9 protein-coding genes are annotated in these 15,939 nt (G+C 64.4%); 4 read left to right on the top strand and 5 right to left on the bottom strand.

Annotated features, from left to right (window positions below; translation table 11 throughout):
* Positions 1-105: 105 nt before the first annotated feature.
* Complete coding sequence (locus tag U1708_RS14270; protein ID WP_332746504.1) at positions 106-1,200, top strand: catalase family protein; 1,095 nt, start codon at positions 106-108, stop codon at positions 1,198-1,200.
* Positions 1,193-1,972 (top strand): metallophosphoesterase family protein, encoded by a 780-nt coding sequence (locus U1708_RS14265; RefSeq protein ID WP_332746503.1) that lies wholly within the window; start codon positions 1,193-1,195, stop codon positions 1,970-1,972. The genes U1708_RS14270 and U1708_RS14265 overlap by 8 nt, the downstream gene beginning before the upstream one ends.
* A gap of 15 nt (positions 1,973-1,987) precedes the next feature.
* Here the strand turns inward: U1708_RS14265 and U1708_RS14260 are convergent, their stop codons facing one another.
* The 4 genes from U1708_RS14260 to rpoB all read right to left on the bottom strand — a co-directional run bounded on the left by U1708_RS14260 (position 1,988) and on the right by rpoB (position 13,350).
* A complete protein-coding gene (locus tag U1708_RS14260) occupies positions 1,988-2,779 on the bottom strand; it encodes a hypothetical protein (protein WP_332746502.1) in 792 nt (263 codons plus the stop codon).
* A gap of 89 nt (positions 2,780-2,868) precedes the next feature.
* Positions 2,869-4,227, bottom strand: a complete 1,359-nt coding sequence (locus tag U1708_RS14255) for a glycosyltransferase (RefSeq protein ID WP_332746500.1) — start codon at positions 4,225-4,227, stop codon at positions 2,869-2,871.
* Positions 4,228-4,739: 512 nt separating this feature from the next.
* Entirely contained in the window at positions 4,740-9,026 is a 4,287-nt protein-coding gene (rpoC, locus tag U1708_RS14250) for a DNA-directed RNA polymerase subunit beta' (RefSeq protein ID WP_332746499.1), read from the bottom strand.
* Between the two features lie 169 nt (positions 9,027-9,195).
* Positions 9,196-13,350 (bottom strand): DNA-directed RNA polymerase subunit beta, encoded by a 4,155-nt coding sequence (gene rpoB / locus U1708_RS14245; protein ID WP_332746498.1) that lies wholly within the window; start codon positions 13,348-13,350, stop codon positions 9,196-9,198.
* Positions 13,351-13,729: 379 nt separating this feature from the next.
* Between rpoB and U1708_RS14240 the strand changes: the two genes are divergently transcribed.
* A complete protein-coding gene (locus tag U1708_RS14240; protein WP_332746497.1) occupies positions 13,730-14,212 on the top strand; it encodes a hemerythrin domain-containing protein in 483 nt (160 codons plus the stop codon).
* A gap of 203 nt (positions 14,213-14,415) precedes the next feature.
* Here U1708_RS14240 and U1708_RS14235 read toward each other — a convergent pair whose 3' ends face one another.
* Entirely contained in the window at positions 14,416-15,165 is a 750-nt protein-coding gene (locus tag U1708_RS14235; RefSeq protein WP_332746496.1) for a M15 family metallopeptidase, read from the bottom strand.
* Positions 15,166-15,213: 48 nt separating this feature from the next.
* Here U1708_RS14235 and U1708_RS14230 point away from each other — a divergent pair, with 48 nt between their 5' ends.
* Positions 15,214-15,933 carry an RluA family pseudouridine synthase gene (locus tag U1708_RS14230; RefSeq protein ID WP_332746495.1) on the top strand — a complete coding sequence of 240 codons (720 nt, stop codon included), beginning with the start codon at positions 15,214-15,216 and terminating at the stop codon, positions 15,931-15,933.
* Positions 15,934-15,939: the final 6 nt, after the last annotated feature.

The following is a 15,939-nucleotide window of genomic DNA, read 5'->3' as shown; positions in this document are numbered from 1 at the left end:
CCGGGTTTGCAACGTGCCGGGTTCGCCGCGCACCGGGTTTTCAACGGGAGCGGAACGTCTTTCGACTCAGGCGGTTACGGCTAGGTACCCAGAGGAGATACCCCGATGCCCAGCAAGCAACCCGTTCGGTTCGACCCGTCGGTAGAGACGATCGCGCCCGACGAGCAGGAGACGCTGAAGACGCTGGAGGGGTCTTTCCAGGAGATACTGGAGACGACGTCGCAGGACTATGGTCACGCGGTGCGCTCGGTCCACGCAAAGGCTCACGGCATCGCGCGCGGCACCTTCACCGTGGCCGACGACCTGCCGGCCGAACTCGCCCAGGGCATCTTTTCCCGGCCCGGTACGCACGAGGCGGTGATCCGCATCTCGACCAACGCCGGCGACATCCTCGACGACAGCGTAAGCCTGCCACGTGGTCTCGCGCTCAAGGTGCTCGACGTCGAGGGCGCGCGCCTGCCGGGGTCCGAAGGCGACACGACGCAGGACTTCATCATGGTCAACGGTCCGGCCTTCTCCGCGCCCGACGCCAAGGCATTCTCGAAGAACCTCAAGCTGCTGGCCAAGACGACCGACCGGTTCGAGGGTGTGAAGAAGGCGATGTCGGCCACGTTCCGCGTCGTTGAATCCGCGCTGGAAGCGGTCGGGGGACAGTCGGCGACGTTGCAGACGCTCGGCGGTGCCAAGCCCGTGCACCCGCTTGGTGAGACCTATTATTCGCAGACGCCGTTTCGGTACGGCGACTATATCGCAAAGGTCGCGCTGTTTCCCGTTTCGCCCGGTATCACGCGCCTGACCGGCGATACCGTCGATATCACCTCGCGGCCCGACGCGCTGCGCGAGGTCGTGCGTGACGAGCTGATCGAGCATGGCGGCACGTGGGAGTTCCGGGTGCAGCTCAACACCGATCTCGAGACGATGCCGATCGAGGACGCCTCGGTCGTCTGGGACGAGGCGGAGAGCCCGTTCGTGACTGTCGCGACGCTCGAAATCCCGCCGCAGCTTTCGTGGGAGCACGGCGTGACGGATCGCACCGACGACGCGCTGTCGTACAGCATCTGGCACGGCATCACCGCCCACCAGCCGCTCGGCGGCGTCAATCGCGCGCGCAACGAAACGTACAAGCAGTCGGCGAATTTCCGCGGCAATTTCAACGGGTGCCCGATGCACGAACCGACGAAGCTGTCCGAACTTGCTTAAGGCCCGCACGCTGAAACTGTTCCACGTCAGCGACGTGCACTTCGGTGCGGAGGACCCGGCGGCGATCGCCTGGTTCTCCGAGCTGGTGGCGGAGGAAAAGCCCGACGCGGTCATCATGACCGGCGACCTGACGATGCGCGCGACCAAGGACGAGTTCCAGCGTGGTGGCGACTGGCTGCGGTCGCTCGGCGTGCCGGTGACGCTGGAGGTCGGCAACCACGACATTCCCTATTATTGGGATCCGTTCCGGCGGCTGCTCGCACCGTACCAGCGCTACGCAGCGGTCGAGCAGATGATCGAGAAGCCGCTGGAGCTTCCCGGCGTCACGGTCGTGCCGCTGAAGACGACGGCGCGGGCGCAGTGGCGGTGGAACTGGTCGAAAGGGCGCGTGAGTTCGGGATCGTTGAAGCGCGCGCTGGCGATGATCGCGGACGTCCCGAAGGGCAATCTGATATTCATCGGCGCGCATCATCCGCTGATCGAGGGCGGCACCACCGGCACCGCCAAGACGCGTCACGGCGACGAGGCACTGACTGCGCTCGCCGAGGCCGGCGCGCATGCGGTGCTGTCCGGGCACGTCCACGATCCGTTCGACGTGCCGGTCGAGCGCGAAGGCCGGATCATCCGGATGATCGGTGCGGGCACGTTGTCGAAACGGACACGAGGCAGTCCGCCCGCGTTCAACGAAATACGGGTCGACGGCGGGACGTTCGAGACGCTTGCGCGGACGCTGTCACAGGAGCCGAAGCATTCTATCACCAGCGATGTCTGATGCCCTGCGTCGCACTTAATCCGGCGCTTTCCCGGAATTGAATTCGATATTGATCTCGACCCAGCCGCCGAGGATCTGCTTCCCGCCGACACGCGGGGGGCGGACGCGGAACTGCCACGCGGCCTGACGCATTGCGCGCGCCAGCCCCGACCCGACCGGCGACTCGCTCAGCGCACGGCAGTTCTCGACCTGATAGTTGGCTATCATCCGGCACGCGATCCTCGCCCAGCTGTTCGGCGGCGGCGCGCTCTTCAGATAGCCGTTGAGTTCGGCATCGGTCGGACGGCGATACCATTCGACCTTGTACAACCGCTCGCCACCCGGGCCTTCGCCGGGACCATAAGCCGAGCCACTATCCTTGCCCTTGCCCGAACCACTGCCGCCATCCCCGCCCGCAAGCTGGTCATCGGGGTGTGACGGCATCTTCGAGATATCCGCGGCATCGAACATCTCCATGCCGCCGAGCATCTGGATCGGCGGCGGCGGTGGCGATTTCGGCGGGGCAGCGGGTGCCTGTGCCGAGGCGGCGCGCGGTGCGGCGCGCTGCGGCGAACCACCGCTCGCGCGCTTCTGCCGGGTCGGCGACGGCGTGCGCTTTTCAGGTGTCGGCGTGGCCTGATCCGGCGCCAGCTGAAACGTCACCGGATCGCGCCGCTCTTCGGGCTTCACGACCACCGACGGAGGTGCGAGTCGCAGCAGCAGCAGGATGATCAGGATATGCGCAATGACGGTCAGCACGAACGCGGCACTGCGCCGTCGCGCCGAACCGCGCGTCTCGTCCGACGAAGGATGGTACGCCGACCGCATCGGCTGTTCGCCTAGCCGGGCAAGCGCCCGACGGCAACGTCCGGCATCGACGATCTTTTTCGGGTATTCACGGCAAAGCGCCAATCGGATCAGCTGCGTGTCGTCACCAGCGCAGCGATCTCGTTCGCCGCAGCGTCTGCGCCGTTTTCCTGCAAAACCCGTGCTCCGATCTGCGCAGCCTTGGTCGCCACGCGCTTGGTCAGGATTGCGGTGATCGCGGCGCCGGCACGCGCGGTCGTAAAGTGTTTTGCCGACAGCGTCCGGCCAACGCCGATCGATTCTATACGGTGGCCGTTGTCGTACTGATCGCCCATGTGCGGAACGACGAGTTGCGGTTTGCCAGCCCGCAGCGCTTGGCCGGTCGACCCGGCGCCACCGTGGTGGATGATCGCGCAGGCCCGCGGGAACAGCAACGAGTGTGGGGCATACCGACAGACGTGGATGTCCCTGCCGGCTGCTGATTCATCGTCGCTGCCGGTCAGCAGTACCGCGCGCAGGCCGAGTGTTCGCGCCGTCGCCGCTGCGGTGGCGTAGAAGTCGCCTGGTGCAAACGTGGCAAAGGATCCCAGCGTGAAGACCAGCGGCGGCGGACCGGCTGACAAGAAGGCCTTCAGCGCGGGATCGAGCGTTTCGGGTGCGCCCGTATCGCTGTCGAATATCGCGAAGCCGGTAACGCGCGCGATCTTCGGCAGATCGGGTTGGCGCGGCGCGATGGTAGGCGAATAGCAGCACAACGTCAGGTCGGTTCCCACAGGCGTCTCGAGCAGCAATGCCTGGCGCGATCGGGGCAAACCGCATGCCACGCGAACCGCGTTGACGTGGCGGCCGTGACGATGCCGTAGGACACCGCGCATGAACCCGTACACCGACCGGTTCCAGACGCGGCCGATCGGCCCAGTCGGTGCGTGGGCCATCATCCGGAAATCGGGCGTGCTGGGAGGCGCATAGGCGGAAAAGGTCGCCATGGGCTGAAGCAGGACGTTGACCAGCGGGACGCCGCGCATTTCGGCGACGATCGGCGCGGCAAACACGAACAGCGAGGCGACCAGCGCGACAGCGCCCTCCATCGCGTCGTCCAGCGCCGTCGTGCTGTCGGCCAGCCACGGCATCAGGATCCTGTTCATCAGATAGGTCTGATCGGCCATGATCCGCCTTGCCACCTGGTCGGGGGGCATGCCCAACGTCTCGGTCAGGGCATCGAACCCGCCGACGATCGCCACGCCGGTCAGCCCCGCGGCTTCGACCTTGCCGACGTGATCGGCCGGTACTGCCAGCACCACCGCGAACCCTCTTGCCTTCAACGCGAGGCCGATGGCGATGAAGGGATGCAGGTCGCCAAGCGAGCCGATCGTGGCGAGGACGATCTTCCGCTTCGGCTCCATGTAGTCCTTCCCGGCCGCGAGTTTCGACGGCACCCGCCGCAGCCGTACAGCGGGAATGCGACTCATTTATTGCGGTGAAATTGCCGACGCCGTGGTGCACGGCGGTGTGCATGCGCTGGAGGCGAAGACCAACCGTCAGTCCAAACCGCCAGACCAGCTTCCCCCGTCGTGCCGGACTGGTTCCGGCATCGACGGTGCGACAGAATCCCGAGATTCTGGTTGGCGGAGCCGTGGACTCCGGGACTAGTCGGTAATTATCCCCACCCGACATGTCACCATCGTCATCCCCGCGAAGGCGGGGACCCATATGCTCCGACTCCGGCGATTTCGTCGCGAGGTTTGCCAGTATGGGTTCCCGCCTGCGCGGGAATGACGGTTACAAGCTGGAAAGGGATGATCGCCGAACCAGTCCGGGGTGACGACATAAATTCAGGACGGCGCAAAACACTCGACCCCGAACGCTCAGCGTCGATCTCCCCCAAATACGCGCTCTCGCCCCAAAACGAAAAAGGCCGCCGCCCGGTGTCCCGGACGACGGCCTTTATCTTAGTCAGCGCCGAAGCGTCTGACGAAACCGATTACTCGGCTTCGTTCAGATACTCGCCGGCATCCGCGTCGGTGCCGGTGCCCGAGGTGACGACCGCTGCGAGCGGATCTTCACCCACACCACCAGCGTCACGCGGCAAGCGCGCGAGTTCGGCGGCGTGCTCGTCGGCAGCCGACATCGGTGCCACGATCGACACCTCCGCCATCTTGCGCTGCTGGACGCGCATCGCGGCGTCGCGGCTGTTGGCCACGACACGCAGGCGGTTGAGGCCTGCACCGGTGCCTGCCGGGATGAGCCGGCCGACGATCACGTTTTCCTTCAGGCCCATCAGCATGTCCTGCTTACCCTGGACCGCTGCCTCGGTGAGGACGCGGGTGGTCTCCTGGAACGATGCCGCCGAGATGAAGCTGCGGGTCTGCAGCGACGCCTTGGTGATGCCGAGCAGGATGGGCTTCCCCTGTGCGCGGGTCTGCTTCTTCTCCAGCTTCTCGTTGGTCGCGTCCATTTCCTCGCGATCGACCTGCTCGCCCTTCAGCAGCGTGGTGTCGCCGCCATCGGTGATCTCGACCTTCTGCAGCATCTGACGAACGATCGTCTCGATGTGCTTGTCGTTGATCTTCACGCCCTGGAGACGATAGACCTCCTGGATTTCCGACACGAGATACTCGGCGAGGGGTTCGATGCCCATCGTCTCGAGGATGTCGTGCGGATCGGGCGAGCCGCCGATCAGGTTGTCGCCGCGCTTGACGTAATCGCCTTCCTGCACGTCGATGACCTTCGACTTCGGCACCAGATACTCGACGACGTCGCCGCCATCCTCGGGCTGGATGCCGATCTTGCGCTTCGCCTTATAGTCCTTGCCGAACACGACACGGCCCGAGATCTTGGCGATGATCGCCGAGTCCTTGGGGATACGCGCCTCGAACAGCTCGGCGACACGCGGCAGACCACCGGTGATGTCGCGCGTCTTGGCGCTCTCGCGGCTGACGCGGGCAACGACGTCGCCGCCGAACACTTGTGCGCCATCCTCGACCGACAAGGTCGCGCCGATCGCCAGCATGTAACGACCGGTCTCGCCCGACGTCTCGTCGAGCAGGGTCATGCGCGGACGCAGATCCTCCTTCGACTTGGTCGCCGCACGATATTCGATCACGACGCGCTGGGCGATGCCCGTGGCTTCGTCGGTCTGCTCGGTGAGCGTCTTGCCCTCGATCAGGTCGACATACTTGATCGTGCCCGGGTTCTCCGTGATCACCGGCATGGTGAACGGATCCCACTCGGCCATCCGATCGCCGCGCGACACGATGTGACCATCGTCGAACAGTACGTACGCACCGTAGGGGATGCGATCGACCGAAAGCTCGCGGCCGTCCATGTCGACGATCGCGATTTCGCCCGAGCGGCTGAGCACCACGCGACGGCCACGCTGGTCGACGATGATACGCAGATCGCGGAACTGCACCGTACCGTCGGCATGCGCCTCGAGGTTCGACGTTTCGTTGAGCTGCGCCGCGCCACCGATGTGGAACGTACGCATCGTCAGCTGCGTGCCCGGCTCACCGATCGACTGCGCGGCAATGACGCCGACAGCTTCACCGATGTTGACCGGCGTACCGCGGGCAAGATCGCGCCCGTAGCACTTGCCGCAGACGCCGATCTTCGACTCGCAGACCAGCGGGCTGCGGATCTTGCACGACTGCGTGCCGAGGCCCTCGATCGTCGTGATCATCGGCTCGTCGAGCAGCGTGCCCGACGGGATGATGACCTTGCCGGTCTTCGGATCGACGATGTCCTCCGCGGTCGTACGACCGAGGATGCGCTCGCCGAGCGATGCGATGGTCGAACCACCCTGGAGAATGGCCTTCATCTCCAGAGCGCGGGTCGTGCCGCAGTCCGGTTCGATGATGACGCAATCCTGCGACACGTCGACCAGACGACGCGTCAGGTAGCCCGAGTTCGCCGTCTTCAACGCCGTATCCGCGAGGCCCTTGCGAGCGCCGTGGGTCGAGTTGAAGTATTCGAGGACGGTCAGGCCTTCCTTGAAGTTCGAGATGATCGGCGTTTCGATGATCTCGCCCGACGGCTTGGCCATCAGGCCACGCATACCGGCAAGCTGCTTGATCTGCGCCTGCGAACCACGAGCACCCGAGTGGGCCATCATGTAGATCGAGTTGATCGGCTTTTCACGGCCGGTTTCCTCGTCGACCTTCACCGCACGGATCTCGTCCATCATGGCGTTCGCGACCTGGTCGCCGCAACGGCTCCAGGCGTCGATCACCTTGTTGTACTTCTCCTGCTGCGTGATCAGGCCGTCCTGATACTGCTGCTCGAAGTCCTTCACGAGCGCCTTGGTGTCGTCGACGAGACCAACCTTGGCGTCCGGAATGATCATATCGTCCTTGCCGAACGAGATGCCGGCGCGGAACGCGTGGCGGAAGCCGAGCGACATGATCGCGTCGGCGAACAGCACGGTCTCCTTCTGGCCGGTGTGACGATAGACCTCGTCGATCACGTCGCCCACGTCCTTCTTCGTGAGGAGGCGGTTGACGGTGTCGAACGGCACCTTGTGGCTATGCGGCAGGCACTCGCCCAGCAGCATGCGGCCCGGGGTCGTCTCGTACCGCTTGAGGTACTGCTTGCCCTTCTCGTCGGTCTGCGGAACGCGGCTGATGACCTTGGTGTGCAGCGTGACCGCCTGCGCGTTCAGCGCCTGATGCACTTCGGCCATGTCACCGAGCAGCATACCCTGGCCCGGCTCGTTCTCCTTCATCATCGACAGATAATAGAGACCGAGGACCATGTCCTGCGATGGAACGATGATCGGCTTGCCGTTGGCGGGCGACAGGATGTTGTTCGTCGACATCATCAGGACGCGTGCTTCGAGCTGGGCCTCGAGGCTCAGCGGGACATGCACGGCCATCTGATCGCCGTCGAAATCGGCGTTGAACGCGGAGCAGACCAGCGGGTGAAGCTGGATCGCCTTGCCCTCGATCAATACCGGCTCGAACGCCTGGATGCCGAGACGGTGAAGCGTCGGCGCACGGTTCAGCATGACCGGATGCTCGCGGATCACCTCGTCCAGGATGTCCCAGACTTCCTTGCGCTCCTTCTCGACCCACTTCTTCGCCTGCTTCAGGGTCATCGACAGACCCTTCGCATCGAGACGCGCGTAGATGAACGGCTTGAACAGCTCGAGCGCCATCTTCTTCGGCAGGCCGCACTGATGCAGCTTCAGCTCAGGCCCGGTCACGATGACCGAACGACCCGAATAGTCGACGCGCTTGCCGAGAAGGTTCTGGCGGAAGCGGCCCTGCTTTCCCTTGAGCATGTCGGACAGCGACTTCAGCGGACGCTTGTTGGCGCCCGTGATCGTGCGACCGCGGCGACCATTGTCGAACAATGCGTCGACGGCCTCCTGCAGCATGCGCTTCTCGTTGCGGACGATGATGTCCGGCGCACGAAGCTCCATCAGGCGCTTCAGGCGGTTGTTGCGGTTGATCACGCGGCGATACAGATCGTTCAGATCCGACGTCGCGAAACGACCACCGTCCAGCGGCACCAGCGGGCGCAGCTCGGGCGGGATGACCGGAACGACCTCGAGGATCATCCACTCGGGGCGGTTGCCCGAATCGATGAAGCTCTCGACGACCTTCAGGCGCTTGATGATCTTCTTGGGCTTCAGCTCGGACTTGGTGACCGCGAGCTCTTCGAGCAGCGCGGTGCGCTCACCGACGAGATCGAGCGATTCGAGCATGATGCGGACCGCTTCGGCACCAATACCGGCCGAGAACGCGTCCTCGCCATACTGGTCCTGCGCGTCGAGGAGCTCGTCCTCGGTCATCAGCTGGTACTTTTCGAGCGGGGTCAGGCCCGGCTCGATGACGATGTACGCCTCGAAGTACAGCACGCGCTCGAGCTGCTTCAGCTGCATGTCGAGCAACAGGCCGATGCGCGACGGCAACGACTTCAGGAACCAGATGTGCGCGACCGGGGCGGCGAGCTCGATATGGCCCATCCGCTCGCGGCGGACCTTCGAGACGGTAACCTCGACGCCGCACTTCTCGCAGACGATGCCCTTGTACTTCATGCGCTTGTACTTGCCGCACAAGCACTCGTAGTCCTTGATCGGACCGAAGATGCGCGCGCAGAACAGGCCGTCACGCTCGGGCTTGAACGTGCGGTAGTTGATGGTCTCGGGCTTCTTGATCTCGCCGAACGACCACGAACGGATCTTGTCCGGGGACGCGATGCCGATCTGGATCTGGTCGAACGTCTCGGCCTTGGCGACCGGATTGGCGAAGGGGGTCATCTCGTTCATGAGCTGTCCTTAGGAAAAATCTTCCCCCCTACCGCTTGCGGGAGGGGGAGGGGCCCAGCCTCTTCAGGCTGGGAGGGGGTGGGCGCCCGGCATCGACGTCGCACTTCGCTGCCGGCCGGGAGCCCACCCCTCGGTCCCCTCCCGCGAGCGGGAGGGGAGGGCATAGAAGCTACTCCGCCGCGATCTGGATGCCGTCGCTGTCGAAGCCGGGCTCCGACTGCTTCAGGTCCACATTCAGGCCGAGCGAGCGCATTTCCTTGACGAGCACGTTGAAGCTCTCCGGGATGCCGGCCTCGAACGTGTCGTCGCCCTTGACGATCGCCTCGTAGACCTTGGTGCGGCCGACCACGTCGTCCGACTTCACCGTCAGCATTTCCTGCAAGGTATACGCCGCGCCGTAGGCCTGGAGTGCCCAGACCTCCATCTCGCCGAAGCGCTGCCCACCGAACTGCGCCTTACCACCCAGCGGCTGCTGCGTGACCAGCGAGTACGGCCCGATCGACCGTGCGTGGATCTTGTCGTCGACCAGATGGTGGAGCTTCAGCATGTAGATGTAGCCCACCGTCACCTTGCGATCGAACTGATCGCCGGTGCGGCCGTCGAACAGGTCCGACTGACCCGACGTGTCGAGGCCCGCCAGCGCCAGCATCGCCGAGACATCGGCTTCGCGGGCACCATCGAACACCGGCGTCGCCATCGGCACGCCACCCTTCAGGTTCTTGGCCAGCTCGACGATCTCGTCACCCGTGCGGGCATCGATCTCGGCGTGATACTGCTCGCCGTACACCGTCTTGAGGCGATCACGGACCGCTTCCGGCATCGCACCCGGCTTGGCGTCCGGGTTCTCTTCGCGCCACGTCTCGAGAGCCGCGGTGATCGACTGACCCAGACCACGTGCGGCCCAGCCCAAATGCGTCTCGAAGATCTGACCGACGTTCATGCGCGACGGCACGCCCAGCGGGTTGAGCACGATATCGACCGGCGTACCGTCGGCGAGGAACGGCATGTCCTCCGCCGGCAGGATGCGGGAGATAACGCCCTTGTTGCCGTGACGGCCGGCCATCTTGTCGCCCGGCTGCAGCTTGCGCTTCACCGCAACGAACACCTTGACCATCTTCAGCACGCCCGGCGACAGCTCGTCACCACGCTCCAGCTTCTCGCGACGATCGTGGAACTTGTCCGTGATCAGCTTGGCTGCGTCGTCATACTGGATCTTGACCGCTTCCAGATCGCTCTGGATCTTGTCGTCGGCGACCGCGAACTTCCACCACTCGTGGCGGTCGACGCTGTCGAGCAGATCCATGTCGATCACGACGCCCTTCTTGACGCCCTTCGGCGCCGAGGTGGCGGTCTGGTCGAGCAGCATCTCGCGAAGACGCGACCAGGTCGCACGGTTCAGGATCGAACGCTCGTCGTCCGAATCCTTCTTCAAGCGCTCGATCTCCTCGCGCTCGATCGCCATCGCGCGCTCGTCCTTGTCGATGCCGTGACGGTTGAAGACGCGAACGTCGACGACCGTACCCGACACGCCCGGCGGCAGCCGAAGCGACGTATCGCGCACGTCGCTGGCCTTCTCGCCGAAGATCGCGCGGAGAAGCTTCTCCTCCGGCGTCATCGGCGATTCACCCTTCGGCGTGATCTTGCCAGCGAGAATATCGCCCGGCTCGACCTCTGCACCGATGTAGACGATGCCCGCCTCGTCGAGGTTGCGGAGTGCTTCCTCGCCGACGTTCGGGATGTCGCGCGTGATGTCCTCAGGCCCAAGCTTCGTGTCGCGCGCCATCACCTCGAACTCGTCGATATGGATCGACGTGAACACGTCGTCCTTCACGATCCGCTCGGAGATCAGGATCGAATCCTCGTAGTTGTAGCCGTTCCACGGCATGAACGCGACGAGGCTGTTGCGACCCAGCGCCAGCTCGCCGAACTCGGTCGACGGTCCGTCGGCGAGCACGTCGCCTGCACGAACCGCATCGCCCACCTTCACCAGCGGACGCTGGTTGATGCAGGTCGACTGGTTCGAACGCTGGAACTTCATCAGCGTGTAGATGTCGACGCCCGACTTGCCGGCATCGATCTCGCCGGTCGCCCGGATCACGATACGCGCCGCGTCGACCTGGTCGACGATGCCCGCACGCTTTGCCGAGATCGCGGCGCCAGAGTCACGCGCAACCGTCTCTTCCATGCCGGTGCCGACGAACGGCGCCTCGGCCTGGACGAGCGGCACGGCCTGACGCTGCATGTTCGAGCCCATCAGTGCACGGTTGGCGTCATCGTTTTCTAGGAACGGAATGAGCGATGCGGCGACCGAGACAAGCTGCTTTGGCGAAACGTCCATCAACGTGATGTTGTCGGGCAGCGCCATCAGGAATTCGCCAGCCTGACGCGACGACACCAGTTCCTCGACGAAGCCGTTCGACGAATCGAGCTCGGCGTTGGCCTGCGCGATCGTGTGCTTGGCCTCTTCCATTGCCGACAGATAGACGACGTCGTCGGTGACCTTGTGGTCGACGACCTTGCGGTACGGAGTCTCGATGAAGCCGTACTTGTTCACTCGCGAGAAGCTCGCGAGCGAGTTGATCAGACCGATGTTCGGGCCTTCCGGCGTCTCGATCGGGCAGATGCGGCCGTAATGCGTCGGATGAACGTCGCGGACTTCGAAACCAGCGCGCTCACGCGTCAGACCACCTGGTCCAAGTGCCGACACGCGACGCTTGTGGGTGACTTCCGACAGCGGGTTGGTCTGATCCATGAACTGCGACAGCTGCGACGAGCCGAAGAATTCGCGGACCGCGGCAACCGCAGGCTTCGCGTTGATCAGGTCGTTCGGCATGACCGTCGAGACGTCGACCGACGACATGCGCTCCTTCACGGCGCGCTCCATGCGGAGCAGGCCGACGCGGTACTGGTTCTCGAGCAGCTCGCCGACCGAACGGACACGACGGTTACCGAGGTTGTCGATATCGTCGATTTCGCCCTTGCCGTCCTTAAGGTTCACGAGCGTCTTGATGACCTCGAGAATGTCCTCGGTACGCAGCGTCGTCACGGTGTCCTCGACGTCGAGGTCGAGGCGCATGTTGAGCTTCACGCGACCGACCGCCGACAGGTCGTAGCGATCCGGATCGAAGAACAGACCCGAGAACAGTGCCTCGGCAGTCTCCAGCGTCGGCGGCTCGCCGGGGCGCATCACGCGGTAGATGTCGGACAGCGCCTGCTCGCGCTCTTCGGCCTTGTCGACCTTGAGCGTGTTGCGGATCCAAGGACCCGTCGCGACGTGATCGATGTCGAGCAGGTCGAGGCGCTCGATGCCTGCCTGGTCGAGCAGTTCGAGGTTCTCGGCGGTCACTTCGTCACCGGCTTCGATGTAGATGCGGCCGGTCGACTCGTCGATCAGGTCGTATGCCGAATAGCGGCCGAAGATTTCCTCGGTCGGGATCAGCAGATCAGTCAGGCCGTCCTTGAACGCCTTGTTCGCGGCGCGTGGGCTGATCTTCTGGCCGTTCGGGAACACGACTTCGCCGGTCTTCGCATCGACGATGTCGAACATCGGCTTCTGGCCACGCCAGTTCTCGACCTGGAACGGAACGATCCAGCCACCCTGGCCGCGGACGAACGTCACGCGGTTGTAGAAATAGTTGAGGATCTCTTCCGACGTCATGCCGAGCGCGTAGAGCAGCGCCGTCACGGGCAGCTTGCGCTTGCGATCGATGCGGACGTTGACGATGTCCTTCGCGTCGAACTCGAAATCGAGCCACGAACCGCGATACGGGATCACGCGCGCTGCGAACAGGTACTTGCCCGATGCGTGCGTCTTGCCGCGATCGTGATCGAACAGCACGCCCGGCGAACGGTGCATCTGCGAAACGATGACGCGCTCTGTGCCGTTGATGAAGAACGTGCCGTTCTCGGTCATGAGCGGCATGTCGCCCATGTACACGTCCTGCTCCTTGATATCGATGACCGACTTGGCCTCGGTATCGGGATCGACTTCGAATGCTGTCAGGCGCAGCGTGACGCGCATCGGCGCGGCGTAGGTGATGCCGCGCTGGCGGCATTCCTCGACGTCGAACTTCGGCGGCTCAAGGACGTAATCGTCGAAATCGAGATAGGCGGTGCCGGCGAAATCCTGGATCGGGAACACGCTGCGCAGCGTCTTCTCGAGACCCGAGACGTGGCCGATCGACTTGTCGGAGCGCAGGAACTGCTCGTAGCTCTCGCGCTGGACCTCGATCAGGTTCGGCATCTGCACGACTTCGTGGATGTTGCCGAAAACCTTGCGGATACGGCGCTTTGCAGTGCCGTGTTCGATCGCCTTGGAAGCCATAGGTTTTGTTTCGCCCTATAAAAACTGACGGATCAGTCGTAATTTCGTGCCCGGGAACCCCCGAACGGGACGCACGTTAACGCAAAAAGGCCGCGCGCATCAGGTGCGGCGGCTTCCAGCGTATGAAACCTCGGTATCCAATACGATCGACACGCTGCGCGACGGCATGTCATTTCCCGGATGCTGTGGTGAGCAGCGGATATAGGCGCCCTGCGCCGTCATGTCAAAGGGTGGGGTCGTACACGGTCGTTTCGACACGGAGGCGCTGCCCGAAAGACTATATCGGCCCGACGGGCGCCGAAGCTACTGCATCCGCGACGAGATATATTTTGTATTTCGCGCGTTGTTGGGTGACATTCCTAGGGAAGAGGGCGGCGTCATGAACGAAAAGATCGCAGCGCGGACAATATCCGACCAGGATCGTGCGAACTGGGCTCGACTGATCGACGACCACGAGAAGATCGCCGGTCAATGCGCCGACCTCGTCCTGATCTCCCGACAGCCTAGCACCCAGAGCGCGCTCGCCTCGCGCAGGTTGATCGAACTGGCAGTCACCGTCGCCGATCATCTCGGCGTCGAGGACGAGGTCATCGATCGCACAGTCGTGGCGATGGAGGCGCATTGTTCGGCCGACACGATCGCGATGATGGAAGAGGACCTCGATATCCTCCGCTCGGACTGGAAGGCGTTCATCGGCCGCTGGCTTCCCACCATCTCGCCAAAGGATTGGGCGGCGTTCGGGATACAGGCGGAGTCGATGCTCGACCGACTGTCGCATCAGGTGAAGCTGGAGACGGAGTTGCTGTACGATCACGCGCTGCGTGACGGCGTGGTGCGTCCGGGCGGGCTGGTGCTGCACTGATTGGGGGGGGCTTACTAACGGGACGATACCCACACTCCAAACTACCACCCCGGCGAAGGCCGGGGCCCAACTGGTAAGGCGGTAGTAACGAAGCACCGTGCTACGCCATCGACGTCCCCCAATTGGGCCCCGGCCTTCGCCGGGGTGGTTTCGCTCCGAGGAATGCGTGCCCGATACAAGATCGGCAATTGGCTAGCGGCTAGCTACCGCCGCCGCTTCCTCTTCGACGGCACCGCCACCACCGGAGCCACCGGCACCGGTGGTTGCACCGTTACCTTCACTACCAACGGCAGCACACCCGGATCTGCAGGATACAATCGCCGCGCCCGCGCAAAAACGAACCGCGCCTTCGCCGCCCCGGGCACACGCTCGCTCGCCCCGACCCAGCGCCAATGCCAGGGCTCCCACTTCACGTGCTGCTTGTTGCCGCCTGGAAAGCTCTGCTCGAACCCGAACCGCGGTGCGTTCGCCCGCAGCCAGCGCGCGGCGGGTGTAGCGGCCATGCACGCCTCCGCATCGGGACATCCGTTCGCCGGACGCACCGCGAAATCCAGCGCATAGCCGGTCGAGTGCTCGCTATAGCCCGGCGGTGCGACCGAGATCGCGCGGTCGGCCGGGCTGCTCGTCTCGCCCCGGCAGAAGACTCCGCGCTGACGCGCGATCGATCGCTGGCACGATAGCGCACGCAGTTGGCCCATCACCGAAGGATCGCCCTGCGCGGCCGCGAACAGCCGCAACAGATCGGGCAGGATGTCGGCACGCACGACGCACGGATTGCCCACCGAATAATAGGACGGCAGCGTCACCAGCTCGCTCTCGGGCGCGTCGCCGTAGGGCAAATGCCCGAACGCGCGACCGTCGGGCGCGATCACCGCGCTCTGCCCCTCGCACAATTGGGCCTCTGCTATGGTCGGGGCGAAGAGAAGCGCGAGGGCCAGCGTGCGGTGCAACATCGACGCGGGCTCTGGCACGCAGGCGCTAATGATGGCAAGGGCGGCGCCATGCATGGTGAACGCGTACTCTTCCTCGACGGCGAGGCCCTGGTGATCGACAAGCCTGCGGGTTTGCCGGTCGATCCCCCTCGCGATGGCTCGTTGAGCCTCGAAAATCATCTCGAAAGCCTGAAGTTCGGCTTCCAGCGCTGGCCCAAGGCCGTGCACCGGCTCGACCGGGACACGAGCGGCTGCCTGCTCCTGTCGCGTAACCCGAAGGCGCATGCCCGGTTGCAACAGGCGTTCGAGCAGGGCCTCGTTTCGAAGCGCTACGTCGCGCTGCTCGATGGCGTGGTCGAAGGCACGTCCGGCCTGATCGAAATGGCGCTGGGCAAGGTCAGCACGGCCGAGACCGGCTGGCGGATGGTCGAGGACCCGAACGGCAAGAAGTCGCGCACCAACTGGCGCGTGCTCGAGATCAAGGACGGCCGCTCGCTGGTCGAGTTCCTGCCCGAGACTGGCCGCACGCACCAGATCCGCGTCCACGCGGCGAGTGGCCTCGGTGCGCCGGTGGTCGGCGACGGCGTGTACGGCAAGGCGGACGGGCTGGGCATGATGCTCCATGCGCAACGGCTGATCGTGCCGCGTCCGGGCAAGCCCGACGTGCTCGCCGAAGCGCCGCTGCCCGAGCGGTTCGCCAAGGCCGGGTTCGCGGATGAGGCTGCTGCGGTCGCCAACGTCGCTTCGGCTGCCGATGCGGTAACGACGTCCGATCCCACCGACGACTGATCGGGC

Origin of the sequence: Sphingomonas arabinosi, assembly GCF_036663715.1 — a bacterium.
In the GTDB taxonomy this organism is placed as follows: Bacteria; Pseudomonadota; Alphaproteobacteria; order Sphingomonadales; family Sphingomonadaceae; genus Sphingomonas.
The sequence above is the reverse complement of the archived record's forward strand: the minus strand, read 5'-3'. Positions and strand labels throughout refer to the sequence as shown.

Bases quoted from the DNA above. Each gene is read 5' to 3' on its own strand.
- U1708_RS14270 (WP_332746504.1), top strand. From the start codon at position 106: ATGCCCAGCAAGCAACCCGTTCGGTTCGACCCGTCGGTAGAGACGATC.
- U1708_RS14260 (WP_332746502.1), bottom strand. From the start codon at position 2,779: ATGCGGTCGGCGTACCATCCTTCGTCGGACGAGACGCGCGGTTCGGCG.
- U1708_RS14255 (WP_332746500.1), bottom strand. From the start codon at position 4,227: ATGAGTCGCATTCCCGCTGTACGGCTGCGGCGGGTGCCGTCGAAACTC.
- rpoC (WP_332746499.1), bottom strand. From the start codon at position 9,026: ATGAACGAGATGACCCCCTTCGCCAATCCGGTCGCCAAGGCCGAGACG.
- rpoB (WP_332746498.1), bottom strand. From the start codon at position 13,350: ATGGCTTCCAAGGCGATCGAACACGGCACTGCAAAGCGCCGTATCCGC.
- U1708_RS14240 (WP_332746497.1), top strand. From the start codon at position 13,730: ATGAACGAAAAGATCGCAGCGCGGACAATATCCGACCAGGATCGTGCG.
- U1708_RS14235 (WP_332746496.1), bottom strand. From the start codon at position 15,165: ATGTTGCACCGCACGCTGGCCCTCGCGCTTCTCTTCGCCCCGACCATA.
- U1708_RS14230 (WP_332746495.1), top strand. From the start codon at position 15,214: ATGCATGGTGAACGCGTACTCTTCCTCGACGGCGAGGCCCTGGTGATC.